This window comes from Pilosibacter fragilis, from assembly GCF_032490495.1.
GTDB lineage: Bacteria > Bacillota > Clostridia > Lachnospirales > Lachnospiraceae > Pilosibacter > Pilosibacter fragilis.
Genome location: NZ_JAVYJB010000004.1, coordinates 150,183 through 171,533, shown reverse-complemented (window position 1 = coordinate 171,533; position 21,351 = coordinate 150,183). Strand labels below are relative to the sequence as shown.

Below are 21,351 nucleotides of genomic sequence, written 5' to 3'. Positions count from 1 at the left end.
TTAAGTTTTGTCTCAATTAATGCTCAGTATTTGTCATCTTGGAAGATACGCCGTATCCTAAGGATTCCATCTTTGCGCCGTACTCATCGGACATGATGTAGTCAAGGAATGCGCTTACAACTTCGTCCGGCTCACCCTTTGTATACATATGCTCAAATGTCCATACCGGATATTTTCCAGCGTATGTATTTTCAAGTGTCGGCTCTGCGCCATCGATCGCTACGGTTGCAACTCCCGCATCACCTGTCAGATAGGAAAGTGCTACATATCCGATCGCACCCTTTGTATCTTTTACATTCTGAAGAAGAACACCGGAATCATCTGTTTCCATGGAAGTATTGGAAGCTTCCTCGTTTCCGTCGAGAGCGTATTTCTGGAAGGTTGCTCTTGTACCGGAAGATGTCGGTCTTGTTACAAGGACAATGCTCTCATCCGGTCCGCCAACCTCTTTCCAGTTTGTTGTCTTTCCTGTGAAGATGTCGATGAGCTGCTGTTTTGTAAGATTCTCAACGCCGCCTTCTTTTACATCGTTGTTTACGATCGGAGCCATTGTGACTACGCATACCTGATGATCAACAAGCTCTTTTGCCTGTGTCTCGTCAAGCTTTGCGGAGGCCTCAACATCGGAGTTACCGATATTTACGGTTCCCTCGGAAACCTGCTTTAAGCCCTCTCCGGATCCTCCTGCGTCGATCGTGATGGAAACGTCCGGGTATTTCTCGATAAACATGTCTGCTGCATCGTCAACCAGCGGTTTTAATGCGGAAGAACCTGCCGCTGTGATCGATCCTGTAAGATCTGCTTTTTTCTCTGCTGCTGTTGTCGCTGCTTCTTTTGCTGTCTCTGCTGCTGCCGCAGTTGTTGTCGCTGCTGCTGTCGTGGATGCTGTACTACTGCTGCTTCCGCATCCTGTCATCATGCTGACTGCTAATACTCCTGCACCTGCAAGTGCCATTACTTTTCTTGTTTTCATAATTCTTTTCTCCTCCTCAAAGGTCTTTGTTTTTGTTTTTTCGTAACTATTCAGTAGGTCTGCGCACTTGCTGCGCTGACCGTAAGAAAACATAGGCTGGAAGGCAAAAATCCCATCAGCGAAGCTGATCTGGAATGGATTTTTGCACGTAACTAATGAAGGTACTGAATAGTTACGTTTTTTCTTTCTCTGTACAGTATTATTTTTATCACGAATCCCCGAAACCAAAAACCATGGTTCGGTAACTACTTTGTATAATCTATGTAAATTGTAAATTCAGATTTTCGTTTGAAAATATAGCCGGGTAAAACCTTTCCACTGTGCCGGACTACCGCGAATTCAAAAAAATCAGCCATTTGTCGAGATTTTTCACAGTAGTACCGTTATCGCACAGGTATGGATATGGCCCGCTGCACGCAAAAAAAGACGCACCATCTGGTAGTCTGGAATATTTCTTCCAAATCAATCAGACGATGCGTCTTGATCCTTAAGATCCTATATTTCCTTTATAACCTTTTTGCCTGGCCCTTGTTCCTAAACTCCAGCAGCCGGACCTTCCGGTGCAACTGTTCCGCCTGGAACAGTCACAGAACTCGGTCCTTCTGTCTGGGCTGCCGGGCCGGCGCTTGTGGTCGCCTCCGGAACAGCGGTGGACTTTTCATATCCCGGTCCCACCGGATTCTCCGCTGTGGTCTCCTGCGGATTTGACGGACGGAACTCCTCCGTGGAAGTCTCCGCCTCATCTGTCGGGCTCACTGCGTGACTCTCTGTCGGCTTCACATAGATATTTCCATGCTCATCCGTCTCATAAGCGGCGCTGGTCTCATGGCTTCCGGAAGAAGTTTCGATCGGCTTGCCGTCCGGTCCTGTCTCAGTTTCACCCGTGCTCTCAGATTCCTTCTTGGATTCTTCGAGCATGGACTCCATCTGGGATTCTTCCTGACTCTCCTGCTTACTCTCCTCTTCAGCGGAAAGTGTCGTGGCCTCCGTCTCGCCCTTCGGGATATATCCCTGATCCGTCGCTACATGATCGATTTCCTTGCCAGCCTTATTCAGTCCAGTAAGTTCAGCGATCTTATTGCTGATCGTCTGGACCGTGCTGGATGGCTTGTAGTCCTCTTCACCATAGAGGAACTTGTGAAGGCTTGTAACATTGCTCACGAGTGTCTGCGGGATAACACAGGACAATTTCAGCTTGCCGATCTTCATCTTCTGCTCTCCGCGGGCTGCCGGGAATCCGGTCGTCTCACCGAGATGGTATTTCGTGACATTCTTCGCCATCGGAAGGATATCATTCATATTGATATTTGTCGCGCACATCGCGGACATATTGCCGATCAGGCTGTTTAATGTCGCAAAGTCTGCCTTTTTCGCCTTCTCGAATGCCTTCTGGATTACAAGTCTCTGGCGCTCTGTACGCGCATAGTCACTGTCCATCAGACGAAGACGTCCATAGGCAACGGCCTGTACGCCATCCAGATGGTTCACACCTGCTTTCTTTAACTGTACAGAACCAATTCCGGTACCTTTTACCGTCTCTGTGATGAACGCGTTGATGTAGTAGAACTCGGACTTACTGATATCGATGTCGACACCGCCGAGGATGTTGATCGCTGTTGCGACTGCCTTCCAGTTGAACGCTACATAGTGGGTGATGTTGAGATCCAGATTCTTATTCAGGGCTTTTACGGCCTGTTCCGGACCACCCATCGCATATGCCGCGTTGATCTTATTGTATGTGTTCTTGTCGCTCACATTCAGGTAAGTGTCGCGGAATACGGATGCCAGCTTGATCTCTCCGGTCTCACGATTTAAGTTCACGATCATGATAACATCGGACTGGTTGCCTTTTCCTGTGGAATTGTCACGGGAGTCCAGGCCAAATACCGCAATGGTCCAGTAGCCTTTTTCCATCTTATCTCTCATTTCCAGAGAGATGTTCTCATTCCGAACGTCCGCAATATCAAAATTATTCTGTCCGTTCATCTTTCCGAAGTTGTGCCGGATATAGCCGTAAACCGCTGCGGCAAAACCCAGGACCAGAACGATCAGGGCGATCAGAACACCGATGATGATCTTTTTCTTCTTGTTTCCGTTTTTCCGTCTTCTGTGATTGTGGGAAGCTGCCCCATGGCTCTTTGCTGCGGCACGGCCTGCACGGCTTCCCGGGTCAGCACTCATAGAATACAGATCTTCCGTCCTGTGAGTGCGGCGTTTTGCGGACGTCTCACTCTCGCTCTCACGCCGTCTGCTCTTTCTGGCGCGGGAACGGTCTAATTCGTCTTCATAATTCATGTCATTTGTCCTCGTCTTAGTAAGCGTTTTTATTGATGAATCCCTTGAAAACCGTCAGGAACATGATCTTGAAATCAAGACCAAGTGTCCAGTTCTCGATATAATAGAGATCATGCTCGATCCGTTTAATGATCGAAGTGTCTCCACGGTAACCATTCACCTGCGCCCAGCCGGTAAGGCCCGGACGGACCTGATGCTTGATCATATATCGCGGGATTTCTTCCTTAAATTTTTCAACGAAAAATGGCCGTTCCGGTCTCGGACCCACAAGACTCATATCACCAATCAGGATATTAAAGAACTGCGGCACCTCGTCGATGCTTGTACGGCGGATAATTTTTCCGATGAGAGTTACACGGGCATCTCCCTTTGTTGTCCAGCGGCTCTTCTCCTTGCCCGGATCCTGAACCGTCATGGAACGGAATTTATACATTTTAAACGGCCGGTTGTGAAGGCCGACACGTTCCTGACAAAAAATGATCGGTCCCGGAGATGTCAGCTTGATGAGCACTGCCACGATCAGCATGATCGGGGAGAAAAGTACGATCCCCACGATCGCACCCACGATATCGACGGCTCTCTTTACCATCGCATTCATCGGATCATTCAACGGAACGCGGCGGATATGGATCACCGGCAGGCCCTGGAGATCTTCCATATACGGGATCGTCGGGATAATGTTCCCGTAATCCGGGATAAACTTCGTGTGCACGCCGGATTTTTCACAGAGAGCAACGATATGGCGGAGTTTTTCATACTCGCTCAGGCTCAGTGTGACGGCGATCTCATCGAGACTGTTCTGCTCTAAAATATAGTCGAGGTCCTCGATGCAGCCGATGACCTTTACTCCCTTATACTCACTTCCGCGTTCCTTCGTATCATCAATGATCCCGCGGATCGTGTACCCCCATTCCGGATTCTTGTTTACCCGGTCGATAAACCCTTCCGCTGCGGAGGAATAGCCAACTAACAGGATATGTTTCTGATTGTATCCTTTTGAGCGCATGGAACGAAGCACGATCCGGATTCCATTCCGCTCAATGGTCATAAACGCCACGTTCAGCACATAGAAATATACGACCAGTCTCTGGGAGAAGTTGTAGAGATGCGGCTCTTTTCTTCCAAAGTACAGGATCAGACCAAAAATAAGGAGTCCGATCGTGTTTGCCTTGAATATCTTTCCGAATTCATTTCTGCGTCCGAGTACACGCTTCGGCGTGTACAGTCCAAAAAAGGAGTACAAAAGCAGATACGCCGGAATAATGACAAGGAGCGCGCCAAAATAAAAACCGACCTCAAGTGTCCGTTTTCCGAGCAGGTTCGCCCATCCGCTTCCGATTACGATAAACCATGCAAGCAGATAAGAGAATGCGGTCACGAAGGCGTCAAGCACAACGTGAAAACGGTTGAGGCTCTTCTGATTATCTTTGATCATATAATTTTCACCCTGTTTTCCAAGGAACATGCCGGTCAGAATTCTTTCCGTGGTCAGCGCATGCACAGCTGCGCCAGCCAATTCCCCACGGCAGGTATTTTCAACTATACCATGCCCCGGCAGACTGCCTTTCTAAGGTCACTCCTCCGGACATAGTACCGCCATCATAAAAAATATGCATACATAGTATACATAAAATTTACCTATTTGCATATAAACGATTTCTTAAGAAAATCTGAGATTTCCGTAAATTATTCGTTTATTTTGCATAAAAGCAGCCGTTCAGTCTATCCGCACTGAGCCGGCCCCACAGCGTCCGGCGAAGAATCTCAGGCTTTCGCTCCAAGCTTCGCCGCCTGTCTCCTGGAAAACTCATAAATATAGACTGCGGTTCCGGCGATCAGCTCAAGCTGGATCCCGATCTCCCGCTGTAATCTTCCCTTAAAGGAAGGGACGCGTTTACAGTCCTTTAATGTTTTGATCCCCTCAAGGAATCCGGACACATAGTCTTTTCCGAATCCCATCTTTTTAAAGAACAGGAACTTTACAAATGTTCCCGCGAGAAGACACGGAGAATTTAAAAGTACCTGCCAGGTGCGCATATTTTTGTAATTCAGATACACATTATTCCTCGCGGCAAGCTTCACCTTAAAGGAATTATACTTCGATCCGCTTGTCCCGCTGCCTACATGGTACACCACAGCTTCCGGGCAGAATACGTTGTCATATCCGTAAAGCTTCGCCCGGTATCCCACATCGATATCCTCGAGGTAGGCGAAATGCATCTCATCGAAGTATCCGATGGTCTCAAACACTTCCCGGCGGTAGATTGCCGCACCGGCACACGCCGTAAAGACGCGGCAGCTCTTTTTATAAAGCTTTTCCGGACGCCCGACGCCCCGCTGGAACGCCCAGCCGAGGACGCTGTACATGTCTCCGGCATCGTCCATGAGGTCCGGATGGTACATCTGGATCATCTTGCTGCTGACGGAAAAGATCTTCTCCGACCGGTCCATGGCCCTCTCCAACGCTTCGACGTAGTGGGGAGCCACTTTTGTATCATTATTTAATAAGATCACATAAGGCGTATCTGCCGCCCTGATCCCCACGTTTACTGCACCGGAAAAGCCAGTGTTTTCCGGAAGAAAGATCGACGGGATCTCCCGCTCCTTCAGCCACTCCACGCTGCCGTCCGTGGAACCGTTGTCCACCACCAGGATCTTGAAATCCTTTGTCGTCTGCTTTTCCAGTGCCTCAAAGCACGGTTCCATAAACGAAAGTCCGTTGTAATTCGGAATTATGATCGTTGTCTTCATTCGTCTAACGGTACCTCCAGTTTATATGGTTCCCCGATTTTTTCCTTTTTCAGGTCACGCAGCGCAAAATTTGATTTTCTCAGTGTCAGGTTCGGATTGTAGTACGGATCTCCGTCTCTCAGGATCTCCGGCCAGCGCTTCGCGAAGGTGGCGATCTCACGGTTAAATCGCTCCACCTTCTCCGGTGTGTCCTCAAGTCCGCGGGACTTGGATTCATAGTGGTGAAGCACCGCATAAGGCGCGTATACTACAAGTTTTCCGATCTTTCTCACCTTCATGCAGTAATCAATATCATTGAAAGCCACCGCGAGCTCTTCCGTAAATCCGCCCACAGCGTCAAATACGGAGCGCTTGCTCATCATGCAGGCCGCTGTGACCGCGCTGTAATCCTGGGCACACATCGCACGGTTGAAATAGCTGTTCTCGGATTTATGAAGTCCGATAAACGTATGACCGGCGATACCGCCGAAACCGATAACAACACCGGCGTGCTGGATCGTGTCATCCTCGTAGAGCAATCTCGCTCCGGCGATCCCCACGTCCTCCCTCTGGACAAAGCCAAGCATCTCTTCCACGAAATTCTTTGCGATCAGCTCGATATCGTTGTTCATGAACAGGAGATACTCACCCTTTGCGTGCTGTACGCCGAAATTGTTGATCGCGGAGTAGTTGAACTCTCTCTCCCAGCGGACAACGTGCACGTTCGGGAACTCCTTCTGGATTTTCTCGTAGTAATCCCAGGTCGCCTGTTCCGTACTGTTGTTCTCCACGATGACGAACTCCAGGTTCTTATAGGTTCCCTCCGTCAGCATCGGGCGGATGCAGTTATCGAGATCCACGGTGTGGTCCTTGTTCGGGATAATTACAGAGACCAGCGGGTCATCCTTGATCTCAAACGTCGTGTGATAGATCCCGTAATCCACACCCTTTTCCACCTTTTCTGCCTCAATGCCCACTCTCTTATAGTGGTCCATGATGGCACGGGAACCGGCTGTGAAGGCATAAAGCTTGCTCTCGGGGTTGCTCGCCGTGGAATTTGGGTGGCAGCGCCAGTGATAGAGCACCTTCGGGATATGGCAGATCTGCTTTGCATTCTCTGTACAGCGGAAAATAAAGTCGTAATCCTGGGCTCCGTCATATTCCGGCCGGAAACCGCCGACTTTATCGAGCAGTTCTTTTTTCACCACAAACAGATGGCAGATATAGTTGACGCTCGTCAACAGGTCCGGATTGAAATCCGGCTTGAAATGCGGGTCGAACAGTTCATCCCCATCCATGTCAAGCTTGTCCTCATCGGAATAGAGGACATCGCAGTTTTCATTCTCATTCAGTTTTTTCGCGCACTCAAAGAGCGCGTTCGGTGTCAGACGGTCATCATGATCCGCAAGAACAATGAAATCACCTTCTGCCATCTCAAGGGCGGCGTTCGTATTTCCGGAGATACCGCGGTTTTCCCCCAGTACCTGATAGCGGATCCTCGCGTCTTTCTCCGCATATTTCTTTAAAACATTCTCGACACTCTCACCCGCCGGGCTGCCGTCCGCGATGCAGAGTTCCCAGTTCGCGTAGGTCTGCTCCACGATGGAGTCCAGCATTTCCTTCAGGAATTTCTCCGGAGTCTTATAGACCGGGATCACGATCGAAAATTTCGGCATATAATCGAACTTCTTTTTCTTCTGCTCTTCCAGCTCTTCCTCTGACGGTTTCGTGAGATTCCACCACTCTGCGTAGTCGTAATCGTCATCAATCCCCTGGATCTTGTGCTTGGATTTTAAGATCAGGGCTTTCAGGCCATTTTCCTTTAAGAAGTCCCAGGCAACATGGACTGTCTCCATGTTCATAAGGTTCATGAGCTTCTGTACCTTGCGGTTTGCCGCGCCGGTTTTTCTGCGGATCGTCATATCGCTGTATTTCACACGGGTCGTCTTCTTCTCGCCGCAGATCACAAGATAATAATTCTTTCCATGTTCATACGGAAAACGGATATCAAAGCCGAGATCACGGTCGATGATCTTCTTATAATAGATCTGGCTCACGTCATCTCTTCTCGTCGGAACGATCTTTGCCTTCACCGGCTGTCCCGCTTCATCCTCGACCCGGTAGGTGATCACGGAATCCGGGTTGCTCTCAACAGCCCAGCCATTTAACTGGATCGTCTGCTCCCGGACTCTCATCACTTCAACACTGTACTTCATACTTCCTCCTGTGCACCGACCGGTGTATCAAAATTGATGCGCTCCTCCTCCACAACGAGCGGGCGGTGCATCACACGGGTATTGATGCTCATGATATACTCGCCAAGCAGGCCGATAAAGAAGATCTGGACAGATCCAAGAAAACACATTCCGATGAGAAGCGGTGCCATACCTGCCATAAAGCGGTCCCAATATAAGAGTTTCATGATCAGATATATGACTGCTACGATAAAGCTCACGCCACCGCAGAAGGCGCCGAAAAAGGTTGCCAGACGCAGGCCCGCTTTTGTGTAAGATGTAAAGCTGAGCATTGCTGCGTCATATAATTTATAGAAGTTATTGTGGGTCTTTCCCGCGCGGCGCTTCGGCTGCTCGTACGGGATCTCTTTTCTCTTAAAGCCTAACTCCGCAACGATCCCGCGAAGGAACGGGGTCGGATCGTTTAAGTTTCTTAAGACCTCGATAAACTGTCTGTCATAGAGTCCGGATCCTGTAAAGTGCTCGATCTGCTCCACGTCGGATAATTTCCGGATCAGTTTGTAGTAGCAGCTTCTGAGCCAGTACATCACCGGGTTCTCTTTGCTGCTCGTCTTGATTCCGATGACGATCTTATAGCCATTCTCCCACTCGTGGACATACTTCGGAATCAGTTCCACCGGATCCTGGAAATCCGCCACCATGGAGATCACGCAGTCACCGGTTACCTGAAGGATTCCATAATATGGAGAATTGAACTGTCCAAAGTTTCTCGCGTTGAAGATCGCCTTGATCTTCGGATTCTTCGCGCAGAGCATGCGGAGCAGTTCTCTCGTCTTATCGGTGGAGTCGTTGTCGATGAAGACCAGCTCATAGTCGTACTGAGGCAGTTCTTTTGTGATAATGCCGATGACCGCTTCGCTGATCGGAACGACATTCTCCTCCTCGTTATAGCATGGAATCAAAACGCTGATTTTTTTCATGTTATATTTTCTTCTTCCTTAAATTTTACCTGACCGGTACCTTCGGGCACCTTTGTCAGTTTCTTTCAGCAGTGCGGCGGGCGCCGATCTGCTGAACTTTTTTTCTAAATTGTTGCCTAGTCTTTAACTTTTATCATTGTAACCATTTTTTCTGTTTTGTCAATACTCGACGTATTTCGCGGCATTTTTTCCCAATCTGTGATCGGTCTGCATTTTCAACTGATTGCTGCCCTCTCTGCCACCCCAGAATTGCTTTCTCGTTCAGTTAAATGGTTCTCTTTCTGAGCGCGATCATCCTTGTAATTCCGGTCTTGAAATCGACCTCTGGCTTCCATCCCGTCACCGTCTCCAGCTTTTCGATGGACGGCATCAGATTGATCAGACCTTCGGCGTTCTCCCCGCGGGTGTTGTATTGGCTCTCGCCCTGTCCGCCGCAGAGTTCGTGGATCTCCTCCACAAATTCCTTTAATACCTTTGTCTCAGCACCGCCGAAGTTAAATACAGGATTTTCAAGTCCCTCAAACGCACTTTCCGGGGCTTCGCAGAGTGCCGCCATCCCTCTAGCCAGATCGTCGATATAGAGGAAATTCCACTTCTGGGTACATGCCCCCAGAGACATTTCCTTATTACTTAAGAATATGTCCAAACAGGACTCCACTAACGTCCACGGGTGGTCCCCGGGGCCGTAGGCGCTGAAGATCCTGGCGTGAATGTACCGCAGTCCCAGTTCATCACAGAGTTTTTCTCCCTTTTCCCGCATGGCAAGCTTCGCCTCTCCATACAAGGATTTCGGCTCGCAGACCGTGTTCTCCGTGATCAGATCCTGGTGCATTCCGTACTCCGCCTGGGAGCCGGAGAACAGGAACTTTTTACAGCCTAGGGCTTTCGCCGTCCGAATCGTCTCCAGGGAGATCTCCATATTCTTCTCCTGAAGCGCCTTGTCCGTTCTTGACGCGCTCCCGGATCCGCCCCAGCCGAAATGGCAGAACACGTCCTGCGGTTTTGTCACTTTTTCTAAAAGTTTTTCCGGCTCGGAAAGATCATTTTCCGTCACGAGAAGACGCCCGGATAAAAGTGCCTCCTCATTTCCCTCAAGGATCGTATCAAGTTTTGAGGATTTGGGGCGCACAATGGCGGTCACCGTGTGCCCTCTCCGTAAGAGTTCCCGCACCGTTGCTGCGCCGACAAAGCTCGTCGAACCTGTCATGATGATATTCATATTCTGCTGCCCCTTTCCTCATTTAACGCTGATCAATCATCCATCTTACTCCCGGTTGCCTGTATATTGTACATGATGTTACTGTACACGGGTAGAAATTTTCTGAACCATCTTGCATTTTCTTCTAAGTTCCATGTCCCAGGCACACTGAATCTTCTTATTTATTCTCTACTAACGGAATAATCATATTTTTCTTCAGCTCTTCCTCCGGAAGGAACGGAGCCAGATCCTCGAGCGGTACGGATACCATGGTTCCGTCCGGCAGCATCTTTGCGGCTGCCTTCGGCTCGAAGCCCTGTTTCATATCCACGAAGATCTCACAAATCACCGGACCGTCCATGGCAAGTGTCTTCTCGACCGCCTCGCCGAGCTCACTGTTGTGGTGGGCTGCCACATACGGATAACCGTATGCCCATGCAAGCTTCTCCATGCTCGGGAAGCTTAAGTCGTGGCTGTCCACGCCGATTCCCACTAACGGCTCATGGAAGTGGGTCTTCTGGGTCTGGCGGATGGAATGGTAACCGCCGTTGTTGATCAGGAAAATCTTGATTCCCATATGGTGATGAACGATGGTCTGGAGCTCCTGAAGATTCATCTGGATACTTCCGTCACCTGTCACAAGGATGATGTCCTTTGTATGGTCTGCGACCCAGGCACCGATAGCTGCCGGAAGGTCGTAACCCATGGACGCAATGGCAGAGTTGCTGATGAACCGCTGTCCTTTCTTCATCTCATAGGCATGTCCGCCTACCACGCACGCGGAGCCATTTCCCACAACGGTGATCTGATCTTCCTCGACGCGCTTACTGATCTCCTTGATCGCGGCATATACGTTTGCCGGTTCGTCGTCACCAGCCTCATAGTGTTTCGGAAGAACGACCGGATATTTTTCTTTCCATTCCTGACAGCGTCTGATCCACCAGTCTACGGCTTCTTTGTCCTTTGCTCCACCGTTTGGATCGAACTCTTCCTCATCGAGGACGAGCTCCAGCTTCTCGAGAAGGTCCTTGACGTCAGCATGGACCGGCATGTCAACATGGACCGTCGGTTTCTTTAACTCCTCGGCGTCGATATCATTGTAGATCACATAGGCCTCTCTCGCCCAGGTCGGGTAGTTATAGCCCACCTGACGGATTGAGAGACGGCTTCCCAATGACAATAAGAGATCGCTGTTCTGTACCGCAAAGTTTCCGGCACGGTCACCCATATGTCCGGCACGTCCCACATAGAGCGGGTCTGTGTCATACATGCAGTCGATGCTGTTCCAGCCAGTGACAACCGGGATTCCAAGCTTCTTTACGACTCTCGCGAATACATCGAACGCCTTTCCGATCCGGATTCCGTTTCCGGCATTGATCACCGGGCGCTTCGCCTCGCGGACCTTCTTTAAGATTTCTCTCGCCTGCTCTACTGTCACAGGATCCGGCAGTTTCACACGTTTTTCGCCCTGTCCGCTCACATCGGACGGGATCATTGCCGGTTTTCCTTCAACTTTATTCATCATGCAGATCGTACATCCGGAACATCCGGTTCCGTGACCGGACCAGCCGGTTCCGCCTGCTTCGTAATCGTCCTTATCAAATCCGAGAAGCGCTTCCGTCTCAATGTATGCCCCCTGAACATTCAACGGAATATCGAGCCAGCACGGGCCCGGTCTTCCTGTCTGCGCCAGATAAAGTGATTTCTCCAGACAGAAACGGATCCGCATCGGATCCAGCACCATCTCGCTGTACTTTGTCATGCAGTCGATCGCTTTTGTAATCTCGAATTCCTGATCCCCCATCGCACGGATCCCCAGTCCTGTGCTGTGGGCGGTCGTGTCATAGCGGACCTGTCCGGATAAGACGAGCATCGGGATCGAATCGAGCCATCCGCCGACTACTCCGGTGATCGCGTTTGTTCCGCCGGGACCTGTTGTCACGCAGAGAGCCGCGATCTTGTTATGGATCCTCGCGTAGGCCTCAGCCGCGATGGCACAGGCCTGCTCGTGATGGTTAAAATAGCAATGCAGTCCCGGCTGATGTCCAAGTCCGTCATCCAGGTGCATCGCGCCTCCGCCCGTCACCATAAACGCGTCGGTGATGCCCTCGTCTACCAGCTTCTGGGCAATATAATCAGAAACCTTCATTCTCATAAGTGAAACCTTCTCCTCTCTCAAGATAATACCTTTCTCGATTATACCATGCGGACCGCATACAGTCCAGTAGATCATATTTTTGTAAGGTTTTCAGTAACTGTTCAGTAGGTCTGCGCACTTGCTGCGCTGACCGTAAGAAAACCTAGGCTAAAAGGCAAAAATCCCATCGGCGTAGCCGATTTGGAATGGATTTTTGCATGTAACTGTGAAGGTACTGAACAGTTACGGTTTTCGCAGGTCTTCCCCGGCGGCACTCTCCGCCTTAATTTTCCGCATTTTCCATCCCATGAAATGCTTTCCACGGCGTTCCAGATATGCCAGGAACCTACACTGGAATCCGGCCTCCACAGCCTGTTATAATCAGCCCGTAAACGAAAACACCACGACAAAACATTTCAATTTTCATATCAAAAAGGAGAGAAAACGATTATGAAAAAACAGACAAAGATTGCTGCGGTCTTGTCCGCGGCAGCATTTATGATGATGGTCTCCGGCCTGCCGGTCTATGCGGCATCCTACGGCTGGGTGACAGAAGGCGACGCAAAGGTCTACTACGATGAGGACGGGTACCTCACCACCGATGCCTGGAGAAAGCGCGGAGAAGACTGGTTCTATCTCGGTGAAGATGGACAGATCGTAAAAAGCGCAAAGATCGACGAGTACTATGTGGATGACGAAGGAAAGATGGTCACAAACGCATGGGTGGAGTTAAAGAATGAGGAAGATCCGGACTCCCCGGAGACACCGGATACCTTCTGGTACTACTTTGAGAAGGACGGGAAGTCCGCTGTCTCCAAGTGGGTGAAATTCGACTCCAAATGGTACTATTTCGATGAATCCGGCCATATGGCAACAGGAAAGACGGAGATTGACGGGGCGACCTACTACCTCGGAACAGAAAAAGACGGTTTCATGCGGACCGGCTGGATCCGTTTAGAGGAAAACAGCCACGCACCGGGCGCTTCCGAGAGCTGGTACTACTTCAATTCCGACGGCAAGATGGTGACCACCCAGTACGATAAGAAGATCGACGGAAGCTACTACACCTTCATCGACGGAAAGATGCAGACGGGCTGGGTCCTGATGCCGTCCAAGTCTGACGTGACAGACAGCAACGCCGCATCCCCGAAGATCACCGACTACCAGTACTACGGAGCAGCCGGGGACGGAAAGCGCGCCGAAGGTTTCCGCTCCATCGAGGGCATTTCCGGGATCCACGCTGCAGATGAGGTCTACACCTTCTACTTTAAGGCCGGAAAGCCGTATGTTTCCGATAAAAAGGGAAATTCCCTGTTCACCATCAACGCGAAAAAGTATGCGTTCAGTGACCTGGGAATCATGCAGACAGGCAGACAGATCGCGAACGTGGCGAACGATGAGATCGCAAACTTTTACTTCGGTGAGGACGGTATCGTAAAGACCGGAAAACAGGCGATCTACAACGAGGAGACCGGTGAGACCGAGAACTGGTTCTTCCACACCGACGGTGACAAGAAAGGGCAGGGCTACCACGGTCTCCGCGACGGCATCCTCTACGTCTACGGAAAAAGACAGGACGCCACCGCCGACCAGAGATATGCACCGGCTGATTTAAACGGCGTGACCTACCTCGTAGGGACCACCGGAAACGTGCAGAAAGCATCCGCTTCCTCCACTTCCTCCGCGAAGCCGGAGCTGGGACGCGGATATAAGGACATCAAAGACGCGAACGGCAAGATCTGGACCGTGGATACGACCGGAATCGTGCAGTAACGCTGACCATCCACACCATAGATAAAGTTTGAGTCCTCTGGGACTCTTACAAAATGCATAATTGCAAAGGTGCCGGACTCTCTCGCTCAGAGTCCGGCACCTTTTATCTCTATACTGTAATTATCCTTTTATCTTCCTGCTTCTTCATCCCAACTGCCGTCCTCTTTTACAAGCCAGCCGTCCGGAGTTCTCTTCCTTGCGCACATAATTCCTCTGGTTCCGTCGGAGACAGGATTCAGATAATACCACCTTCCATCGATGAACTGCCATCTTCCGCTGATCTTCTCCCAGTGATACTCGCCTGCGCTGCCTTTCCTCACTATTTACTTTCCGTAATATACTCTTTCACCAGGCGGTTCAGTGTGCATTTCATCTGTACCACAATGTCCATCAGCCTGTCGTTCTCTTCGCGAAGCCTTTGGTTTTCTTCTTCCAGAGCATTTTTGCAATGTCTCTCCATGCTCATTGTTTTCGTCCCCCTTACGCCTCGTCAGCAGCCGCCCTTTCCTGCGTCCACTTCCTTTTACTTAAATATATAATACATTTTCCGGCAATTGAAAAGTGGTTTTTGAACGCAAGTTTCGACACGGTTCGAAGGACACACGATATGCATGGACAAAGTTCTGCGCCGCAAGACTCCTGCTGCCCACAAACGGCAGACCTCGTGCAACAGCGAAATCAATATAAAAAAGAATGTGCCTTGGCACATTCTCGCGCCTCGCGCGGTCGCTTGCGACAATCTACATCTTCGCGCGAGTGCGCATCTTTGGCACGTTAGTGCCTTTTTATGTAACAGGGAATTCCTCGGAATTTCCTGTTACATAAAAAAGCGGCAGTCCCGCCAAAAAAAGCAAGACTGCCGCCAGATTTTCTCTTATATGATATGAAGCTGCTCAAACGCCCAGGCGATCCCGTCGTCTTCGACATCTTTGGTGATGAAAGTTGCGTAGGGTTCAAGCCCCTTCGCATGATTCTCCATAATAATGCTGTTTCCGGCATACCGGATCATCGCCAGATCGTTCATGCTGTCCCCAAAGGCATAGGAATCTTCCCTCGCGATCCCATATCTCTTTAAGATCACTTCCATCGCCGTCGCCTTATCGTACCCCGTCGGCACGCACTCGTAGAGTCCGTGTCCCCGGTCGATGGCGGTCACGTCCGGTGCCAGGATCTTTAAAAAACCTTCCTCGTCACTGTTCTCGTCCGCAAGAACACAGAACTTATCAAAATCCACCAGCTCCGTATTCCAGTCCGCGCTGGCCAAGCCCTGGTTCTTGTAGACCACATTTTTCACATGCTCGATCTCATCCATGTGGGAGACACCGGTCTGCACCGTACATGCCTTCGGTCCCTCTAAGATTCCGTCAAGTTTACACTCGAGGATCGCCTTTTGGAGCTCCCAACGGCGTTTTGCGGAGATTTTTCTGTGGAGCAGGGCTTTTCCCTCCGCCTCTATGTAGGTTCCACAGCCGCAGAGGTAGCCGTCCACCGGTACTTTCCCCTCAACATCCTTCATCAGACATCTCGTCCTCCCGGAGTTGATGAAAACCAGGTGTCCGGCGCGGCGCGCCTCTGTTAAAGCAAGCGCCGCGCTCTTCGGGAGCTCCTTCGACGCATCCACCAGGAGCGTCCCATCGATATCAAAAAATAATGCTTTTCTCTTCATGATCTCCGTATTAGTTTGCTGCGGAACTGCTCTCGCTCTCCTCGGCAGCAGTCTCTTTCTCTTCAAGAATATTCTCAGCCTCTGTTGTCTCGGCTTCTGTCTCCGGTGCCTCTACATATGTGGAGTTGTCGATCAGGTAGTAGTAAACAGCGCCCATGTCGAAAATCTGCTTTGCGGAATCCTCGCCGTAGGTCGTGATCATCTGCGCCGCGTTCTTGAAGTAGTTCATAACAGCGAGCTTATCTTTCTGTTCATCTGTCGCAGAAAGGTTCTCCTCTGCCTGGATCGCGTTTAAAATGATCTGCTGTTTTACAAGGTTCTCTGCTGTGTCGCGGAGTCCGTCCTCGTCCGTTCCCAGGAACATGCTGAGGAACTGATCGAACTCAAGTCCATAGCTGCTTGCATAGCTGGAATATGTGCTCTTTAACTGGTTGAACATATCATCAACGGCATCCGGGTCAGCTGTAACCTCGGAGTTGTTGATGACCTCGTTTAAGAGCTCACTTCCTGCCGCGTTGAAGAACTGGCTGTCAGCCTCTGCCTGAAGCTCCGCACGTACTTCCTCTTTTAACTGGTCAAGAGTCGCTGTATCATCGTTGTAGTAACGTTTTGCGAGATCATCATCCACCTTGCTGTCGGCCTCAGATTTTAACTGGTTTAATTTTACATGGAAGACGACTTCCTGGCCTGCGAGGTCAGCGCTGCTGTAGTTGTCCGGGAATTTTAAGTTTAAGTCTTTCTCATCGCCGACATTCATGCCGATGACGCCGTCCTCAAAGCCGTCGATAAATGTGCCGCTGCCAAGCTTCAGGTCATAGCCCTCTGCGGTTCCGCCTGCAAATGCCTCGCCATCCTTTGTGCCGGAATAGTCGATATTTGCGGTGTCACCTTCCTGGGCCGGGCGTCCCTCGATGGTTACCGGGTACTCCGCGCAGAGTTCTTTTAATCTTGTCTCGATCTTGGCGTCAGTAACTTCCTCTTCCTTTGCGGAGAAGGTCAGGTTCTTGTAATCTCCGAGAGTGACGCTCTCCTCGTCGTGAAGTTCTTCCTCGGATTTTGTCTCTGTCTCAGTTGGCGCGGATGCTGTCTCCTCTACAGCCGCGGAGCTGCTCTCAGCATTCTGATTCTTATTTCCGCATCCTGTCATGATCATTGCAGCTGCAGCAACACAGATACCTGCTTTTATAATTTTTTTCATGTTCTCGTTTCCTTCCATTCTGTCTCTATTTCTCCGCGCGCTGCCCATTTCCTGGATCACCCGCGCGTAATATCCATTCTAACATACCGCCACGCGAAAAAAAAGTGTATTCACAGAATTTTAAGATATTAGTGTCCAAAGGTCTGAAGTCCGCCGCAAGCTTGCTTGCAGGAGGATTTTGGATCTTAGTATCAGAGAGGTCAAAAGACTTTTTGACCTCAACATCATTTTAAGAGAAAAGCAAAAAACATCCTGTAAGGATCATGATCCCGCCAGGATGCTTTTTTACTATCTCTTATTTATAGAATGCACAAAACGCCTTATATGTATTGTACACATCAAGCTTCGAAGCCAGCTCAAACGGCGCATGCATGGAAAGGATCGGAACACCGAGATCCACGACATCCACATCCATCATCGCCACAAACTGGGCGATGGTTCCGCCGCCGCCCGCGTCAACGGCACCAAGCTCACCGGTCTGCCAGTAAACGCCATTCTCTTCCATGATACCGATGACCTTCGCCATGGTCTCCGCGCTGGCGTCGCTACTGCCGGATTTTCCTCTCGCGCCTGTGTACTTTGTGAGCACACAGCCTTTGTTTACATAACTGGAGTTTCTGTTCTCGTAAACACTGGCGAACGTCGGATCATATGCCGCATTTACATCGGAGGAGAGGCAGATGGAATGGCGCAGAACGGTCTTTGTGTCCGCCCCAAAGCTCTCCGCAAGATCCTCAACCGCATGGTGGACGTAGTCGGAGTGAAGTCCCGTATTTCCGACGGAACCGATCTCTTCCTTATCTGTAAGGATCGTGAATGTGGTGTGCTCCGGATTCTTCGCAGCAATCTCCGCCATCAACGCTGTATACGCGCACACACGGTCATCCTGTCCATAGGAACCGATGAGGCCGCGGTCCAGTCCGATATCAACGGCCTTGTATGCCGGAACCATCTCGATCTCCGCACGGGTGAAATCCTTCTCCGTGATTCCGTAGCGGTCATTCAATAACTTCATCGCAAGGAGCTTCGCCGGATTCTTGATCTTCTCGTTCTCCTCGTCATGGTACGGGATGGAGCCGATGATGATGTTCAGCTCCTCGCCCTTTAAGCCCTCGCCGAGCTTTCTTCCGTTCTGCTCTGCCGCAAGGTGCGGGAGAAGGTCTGTCACGCAGAACTGCGGATCGCCCTCTTTCTCGCCGATGGAGACCTCAACAGTCTCCCCGTCCGCCTTCATAACAACGCCGTGCATGGATAACGGCACGGTGCCCCACTGATATTTGCGGATTCCGCCGTAGTAGTGCGGCTTTAAGTAGGCGATCTCGTCCTTTTCAAATAATGGGTTCGGCTTTAAGTCCAGGCGCGGGGAATCGATATGGGCACCGTTCATGCGCAATCCCTCGTTCAGATCCTTTGTACCGATGGTGGAAGCGATGATCGCTTTCTTTCGGTTTACCCAGTAGATCTTGTCGCCCAGCTTGTAGGACGCCTTCGGGTCAAATTCCTTGTATCCGGCGTTCGTTAAGAGCGATACCGCTTTTTTCACACATTCTCTCTCGGTCTTTCCCTCATTTAAGAATGTCTTGTATCCCTCGCAGAAATTCTGCGCCTCCGGAATCTGTTCCGGCGCTTTTTCTCCGATGTGCGGAGCTTCCCAGAGAAGTGCTTTTTCCAGATCTTTGCCGTTCATGCTAAAAACCTCCGTATGTGTATTTTATGAATTATAACAACTCACTCACGCTGCCTGGTCCGAATCAGTCTGTTTTATGGAAACCATTTTCGACCTGGACACATGTTCAAATCCCTGCATGCAGCTGTCGTGTCTTATCTCTTACTTTGTAAGCAGATCTTTACTGTCGAGCATCAGTGTAAATGGACCATCGTTTAACAGGTCCACCTTCATATCTGCCCCGAACTCCCCATGTGCCACCTTCTCCACATGCATCCTGCACCGCTCCATAAAGTATTCATAGAGGCGGTCCGCATGATCCGGCGCTCCGGCGTCAGTAAAGCTCGGGCGGTTGCCCTTTCTGCAGTCCGCGTACAGCGTAAACTGGCTCACAACAAGGATCTCGCCGCCCACATCCTGGAGTGAGCGGTTCGTCTTTCCGTTCTCATCCTCAAAAATGCGGAGCTTGCAGATCTTGTCCGCCATCTTGTCCGCAATGCTCTCGTCATCCGTGTCGGAGACGCCGAGAAGGATCAGGAATCCCTGTCCGATGGATCCCGTCTCCTGTCCGTCCACATGGACCGACGCGTGTTTTACTCTCTGTAATACGACTCTCATGTTTCCTCCGGCGCTCTGCCTGCACTCCATTTTCCGTACCGGCAGATCCGCCCACAAATTTTATATTTTCGCTGCTGGAATTCCCTGTCTTAACAAGAGCGGAAACGGCCTACGTTGGACCGTTTCCTGCAAGTTCTTCCTGTCTTTTTTCTGCCTTTTCCCGCTCGCGGCGCTTTTCTTCCTCAACACGCCGCTCTTCCTCCTCGACCGCCATGATCGCCTGGTTTAAGGAGAACATCTTCATGTCCAGCATATCCACCATATCGGCACAGGACTTCAACTCCCGCTCCAGATAATCCGGCGCTTTTCCCTCAAATTTATAGGCGATCTTGTGCTCTAAGGATGCCCAGAAGTCCATGGCGATAGTCCGGATCTGGATCTCGACCTTCGTGTCCCGCTTTCCTTCCGACAGATAGACCGGGATCGTCACTACCATATGGTAGCTCTTGTATCCGTTCGTCTTCGGGTATTTAATGTAGTCCTTGACATGCAGGACCGTGATATCCGCCTGTCTTGCGATCATATCCGCGATCGGATAAATGTCGGACATAAAGGAACAGATGATCCTGATTCCCGCGATATCATTTAAGTGCTCCACCATATTGTCGATCGAGACTTCACATCCATCATTCTTCAGCTTTTTCACAATACTCTCCGGTGTCTTCAAGCGGGAAGTGATATGCTCGATCGGATTGTAATTGTACAACTGGATAAATTCATTGTTTAAAATCTCGATCTTCGTGTTGATGGATTTTAACGCGGAGCTGTATAAAAACATCGTTGATTTCCACTGATCGATCTGATCAAAGCCTCCAGACTCTTTTGTCATGCTGACGCCCCCTTTCTTTGCAGCCGGGAACGTTCCGTCCATGCGACCATGTCTTCACGCGTTCTCTGCTACAGCTTCAGACCCTTTAAGAGATCCGCAAGACCTGTGCTTGCCTGACCTTCTTCCTTATATCCGTAGGTGTCCTCAGCTTCTCTCTCCTCTTCCTCCTCGATCAGCTCCTTCATAGACAGACTGATCTTGTTGTTTGCGGTGGAGATAATTTTTACACGTACTTCCTGTCCCTCTTTCAGAACAGCGCCCGGATGTTTGATCCTCTTTGTGCTGATCTGGGAGATATGGAGGAGACCGGTAAGTCCGTTCTCAAGCTCTACAAATGCGCCGTAGTCCTTTAAGGTCTCGACGGTACCCTTCATGACAGCGCCGACTTCGCATTTTGCAATTTTTTTGTTTGTCTCTTCCTGTTTCTTCTCTCTGGCTGCCTCGCGGCCGGATAATACGAGGCGGTGTGTCTCCTCGTCGGCGGTGATAACGGTTACCTCGATGGTCTTTCCGTCGAATTCCTTTAAGTCTTCCACATACTCGTCGCTCAGGCGGGAAGCCGGAATAAATCCGCGGATTCCTTCCAGGTACGCAACGGCGCCGGCGTTTACGATCTCTGCGATCTTTACCGGGACAACGGTGCGCTCTTCCATCATATTTTTCAGCTTATCCCACGCGAGGACCTGATTTGCTTCCTTCTTTGAGAGGACCATATTTCCCTCGCCGTCGTTTGTCGCCATCACGGTGGCTGTGATCTCGTCGCCCGGATGGATCATCTCTGCCATGTTGAAATCAGGATCTTCGCTCAGGTCGTCCTTGCGGATCACGCCGTCCGCGTAAGCCTTCAAGTCCACGATCACCGCGTCATCTGTCACATCGATCACGGTACCTGTCACAACATCGCCAACTCTAATTTTTTTAAGGGAAGCTTCCAGCTCCTCTTTGTAATCGTCCATGGATTCCATATGTCATCTCTCCTTTTCTCACCATCTGCCCTTACGCCGTTGGACGGCATAATTATGAATAGTAATTCCTTTCTCTATTTAACCATATTCTGTGAATATTTGCCATAGTTTTCACAAAAAAATCATGA

17 protein-coding genes are annotated in these 21,351 nt (G+C 50.2%); 1 reads left to right on the top strand and 16 read right to left on the bottom strand.

Annotation, left to right across the window (positions count from 1 at the left end; genetic code table 11):
* Positions 1–16 precede the first annotated feature (16 nt).
* From ABCW45_RS05105 to ABCW45_RS05070, 8 genes are all read right to left on the bottom strand, one after another.
* A complete protein-coding gene (locus ABCW45_RS05105) occupies positions 17–973 on the bottom strand; it encodes a phosphate ABC transporter substrate-binding protein (protein WP_343220422.1) in 957 nt (318 codons plus the stop codon).
* 534 nt (positions 974–1,507) lie between these two features.
* Positions 1,508–3,268 carry an LCP family glycopolymer transferase gene (locus ABCW45_RS05100; RefSeq protein ID WP_343220421.1) on the bottom strand — a complete coding sequence of 587 codons (1,761 nt, stop codon included), beginning with the start codon at positions 3,266–3,268 and terminating at the stop codon, positions 1,508–1,510.
* A 16-nt stretch (positions 3,269–3,284) separates the two neighbouring features.
* Entirely contained in the window at positions 3,285–4,703 is a 1,419-nt protein-coding gene (locus ABCW45_RS05095) for an undecaprenyl-phosphate glucose phosphotransferase (protein ID WP_117469303.1), read from the bottom strand.
* Positions 4,704–5,032: 329 nt separating this feature from the next.
* A complete protein-coding gene (locus ABCW45_RS05090; RefSeq protein WP_343220420.1) occupies positions 5,033–6,019 on the bottom strand; it encodes a glycosyltransferase family 2 protein in 987 nt (328 codons plus the stop codon).
* Positions 6,016–8,214, bottom strand: coding sequence for a glycosyltransferase family 2 protein (locus ABCW45_RS05085; RefSeq protein ID WP_343220419.1), 2,199 nt, complete (start codon positions 8,212–8,214; stop codon positions 6,016–6,018). Before ABCW45_RS05085 ends, ABCW45_RS05090 begins: the two co-directional genes overlap by 4 nt.
* A complete protein-coding gene (locus ABCW45_RS05080; protein WP_343220418.1) occupies positions 8,211–9,173 on the bottom strand; it encodes a glycosyltransferase family 2 protein in 963 nt (320 codons plus the stop codon). Before ABCW45_RS05080 ends, ABCW45_RS05085 begins: the two co-directional genes overlap by 4 nt.
* Positions 9,174–9,438: 265 nt before the next feature.
* Positions 9,439–10,392: an NAD-dependent epimerase/dehydratase family protein gene (locus ABCW45_RS05075; RefSeq protein ID WP_117469209.1), complete on the bottom strand. Its 954-nt coding sequence runs from the start codon at positions 10,390–10,392 to the stop codon at positions 9,439–9,441.
* 157 nt (positions 10,393–10,549) lie between these two features.
* Positions 10,550–12,526: a thiamine pyrophosphate-binding protein gene (locus ABCW45_RS05070; RefSeq protein WP_343220417.1), complete on the bottom strand. Its 1,977-nt coding sequence runs from the start codon at positions 12,524–12,526 to the stop codon at positions 10,550–10,552.
* Positions 12,527–12,958: 432 nt separating this feature from the next.
* Here ABCW45_RS05070 and ABCW45_RS05065 point away from each other — a divergent pair, with 432 nt between their 5' ends.
* The gene (locus ABCW45_RS05065; RefSeq protein WP_343220416.1) at positions 12,959–14,281 is read left to right on the top strand and encodes an N-acetylmuramoyl-L-alanine amidase family protein; all 1,323 of its coding nucleotides are present in this window, start codon (positions 12,959–12,961) and stop codon (positions 14,279–14,281) included.
* 128 nt (positions 14,282–14,409) lie between these two features.
* On the opposite strand, the gene ABCW45_RS05060 is transcribed toward ABCW45_RS05065, so the two are convergent.
* The 8 genes from ABCW45_RS05060 to ABCW45_RS05025 all read right to left on the bottom strand — a co-directional run bounded on the left by ABCW45_RS05060 (position 14,410) and on the right by ABCW45_RS05025 (position 21,223).
* Positions 14,410–14,601, bottom strand: a complete 192-nt coding sequence (locus ABCW45_RS05060) for a hypothetical protein (protein WP_117469206.1) — start codon at positions 14,599–14,601, stop codon at positions 14,410–14,412.
* A complete protein-coding gene (locus ABCW45_RS05055) occupies positions 14,601–14,747 on the bottom strand; it encodes a hypothetical protein (protein ID WP_015553355.1) in 147 nt (48 codons plus the stop codon). The genes ABCW45_RS05060 and ABCW45_RS05055 overlap by 1 nt, the downstream gene beginning before the upstream one ends.
* 408 nt (positions 14,748–15,155) lie before the next feature.
* The gene (locus ABCW45_RS05050) at positions 15,156–15,947 is read right to left on the bottom strand and encodes an HAD-IIB family hydrolase (RefSeq protein WP_343220415.1); all 792 of its coding nucleotides are present in this window, start codon (positions 15,945–15,947) and stop codon (positions 15,156–15,158) included.
* A gap of 10 nt (positions 15,948–15,957) precedes the next feature.
* Complete coding sequence (gene tig, locus ABCW45_RS05045; protein WP_343220414.1) at positions 15,958–17,145, bottom strand: trigger factor; 1,188 nt, start codon at positions 17,143–17,145, stop codon at positions 15,958–15,960.
* Positions 17,146–17,440: 295 nt separating this feature from the next.
* Complete coding sequence (locus ABCW45_RS05040; protein ID WP_343220413.1) at positions 17,441–18,832, bottom strand: aminopeptidase; 1,392 nt, start codon at positions 18,830–18,832, stop codon at positions 17,441–17,443.
* Between the two features lie 141 nt (positions 18,833–18,973).
* Complete coding sequence (gene dtd, locus ABCW45_RS05035; RefSeq protein ID WP_343220412.1) at positions 18,974–19,429, bottom strand: D-aminoacyl-tRNA deacylase; 456 nt, start codon at positions 19,427–19,429, stop codon at positions 18,974–18,976.
* Positions 19,430–19,538: 109 nt separating this feature from the next.
* Positions 19,539–20,258: a GTP pyrophosphokinase gene (locus ABCW45_RS05030; protein WP_021905580.1), complete on the bottom strand. Its 720-nt coding sequence runs from the start codon at positions 20,256–20,258 to the stop codon at positions 19,539–19,541.
* 68 nt (positions 20,259–20,326) lie between these two features.
* Positions 20,327–21,223, bottom strand: coding sequence for a S1 RNA-binding domain-containing protein (locus tag ABCW45_RS05025; protein ID WP_015553349.1), 897 nt, complete (start codon positions 21,221–21,223; stop codon positions 20,327–20,329).
* Positions 21,224–21,351: the final 128 nt, after the last annotated feature.

Bases quoted from the DNA above. Each gene is read 5' to 3' on its own strand.
- ABCW45_RS05105 (WP_343220422.1), bottom strand. From the start codon at position 973: ATGAAAACAAGAAAAGTAATGGCACTTGCAGGTGCAGGAGTATTAGCA.
- ABCW45_RS05100 (WP_343220421.1), bottom strand. From the start codon at position 3,268: ATGAATTATGAAGACGAATTAGACCGTTCCCGCGCCAGAAAGAGCAGA.
- ABCW45_RS05095 (WP_117469303.1), bottom strand. From the start codon at position 4,703: ATGATCAAAGATAATCAGAAGAGCCTCAACCGTTTTCACGTTGTGCTT.
- ABCW45_RS05090 (WP_343220420.1), bottom strand. From the start codon at position 6,019: ATGAAGACAACGATCATAATTCCGAATTACAACGGACTTTCGTTTATG.
- ABCW45_RS05085 (WP_343220419.1), bottom strand. From the start codon at position 8,214: ATGAAGTACAGTGTTGAAGTGATGAGAGTCCGGGAGCAGACGATCCAG.
- ABCW45_RS05080 (WP_343220418.1), bottom strand. From the start codon at position 9,173: ATGAAAAAAATCAGCGTTTTGATTCCATGCTATAACGAGGAGGAGAAT.
- ABCW45_RS05075 (WP_117469209.1), bottom strand. From the start codon at position 10,392: ATGAATATCATCATGACAGGTTCGACGAGCTTTGTCGGCGCAGCAACG.
- ABCW45_RS05070 (WP_343220417.1), bottom strand. From the start codon at position 12,526: ATGAGAATGAAGGTTTCTGATTATATTGCCCAGAAGCTGGTAGACGAG.
- ABCW45_RS05065 (WP_343220416.1), top strand. From the start codon at position 12,959: ATGAAAAAACAGACAAAGATTGCTGCGGTCTTGTCCGCGGCAGCATTT.
- ABCW45_RS05055 (WP_015553355.1), bottom strand. From the start codon at position 14,747: ATGAGCATGGAGAGACATTGCAAAAATGCTCTGGAAGAAGAAAACCAA.
- ABCW45_RS05050 (WP_343220415.1), bottom strand. From the start codon at position 15,947: ATGAAGAGAAAAGCATTATTTTTTGATATCGATGGGACGCTCCTGGTG.
- tig (WP_343220414.1), bottom strand. From the start codon at position 17,145: ATGAAAAAAATTATAAAAGCAGGTATCTGTGTTGCTGCAGCTGCAATG.
- ABCW45_RS05040 (WP_343220413.1), bottom strand. From the start codon at position 18,832: ATGAACGGCAAAGATCTGGAAAAAGCACTTCTCTGGGAAGCTCCGCAC.
- dtd (WP_343220412.1), bottom strand. From the start codon at position 19,429: ATGAGAGTCGTATTACAGAGAGTAAAACACGCGTCGGTCCATGTGGAC.
- ABCW45_RS05030 (WP_021905580.1), bottom strand. From the start codon at position 20,258: ATGACAAAAGAGTCTGGAGGCTTTGATCAGATCGATCAGTGGAAATCA.
- ABCW45_RS05025 (WP_015553349.1), bottom strand. From the start codon at position 21,223: ATGGAATCCATGGACGATTACAAAGAGGAGCTGGAAGCTTCCCTTAAA.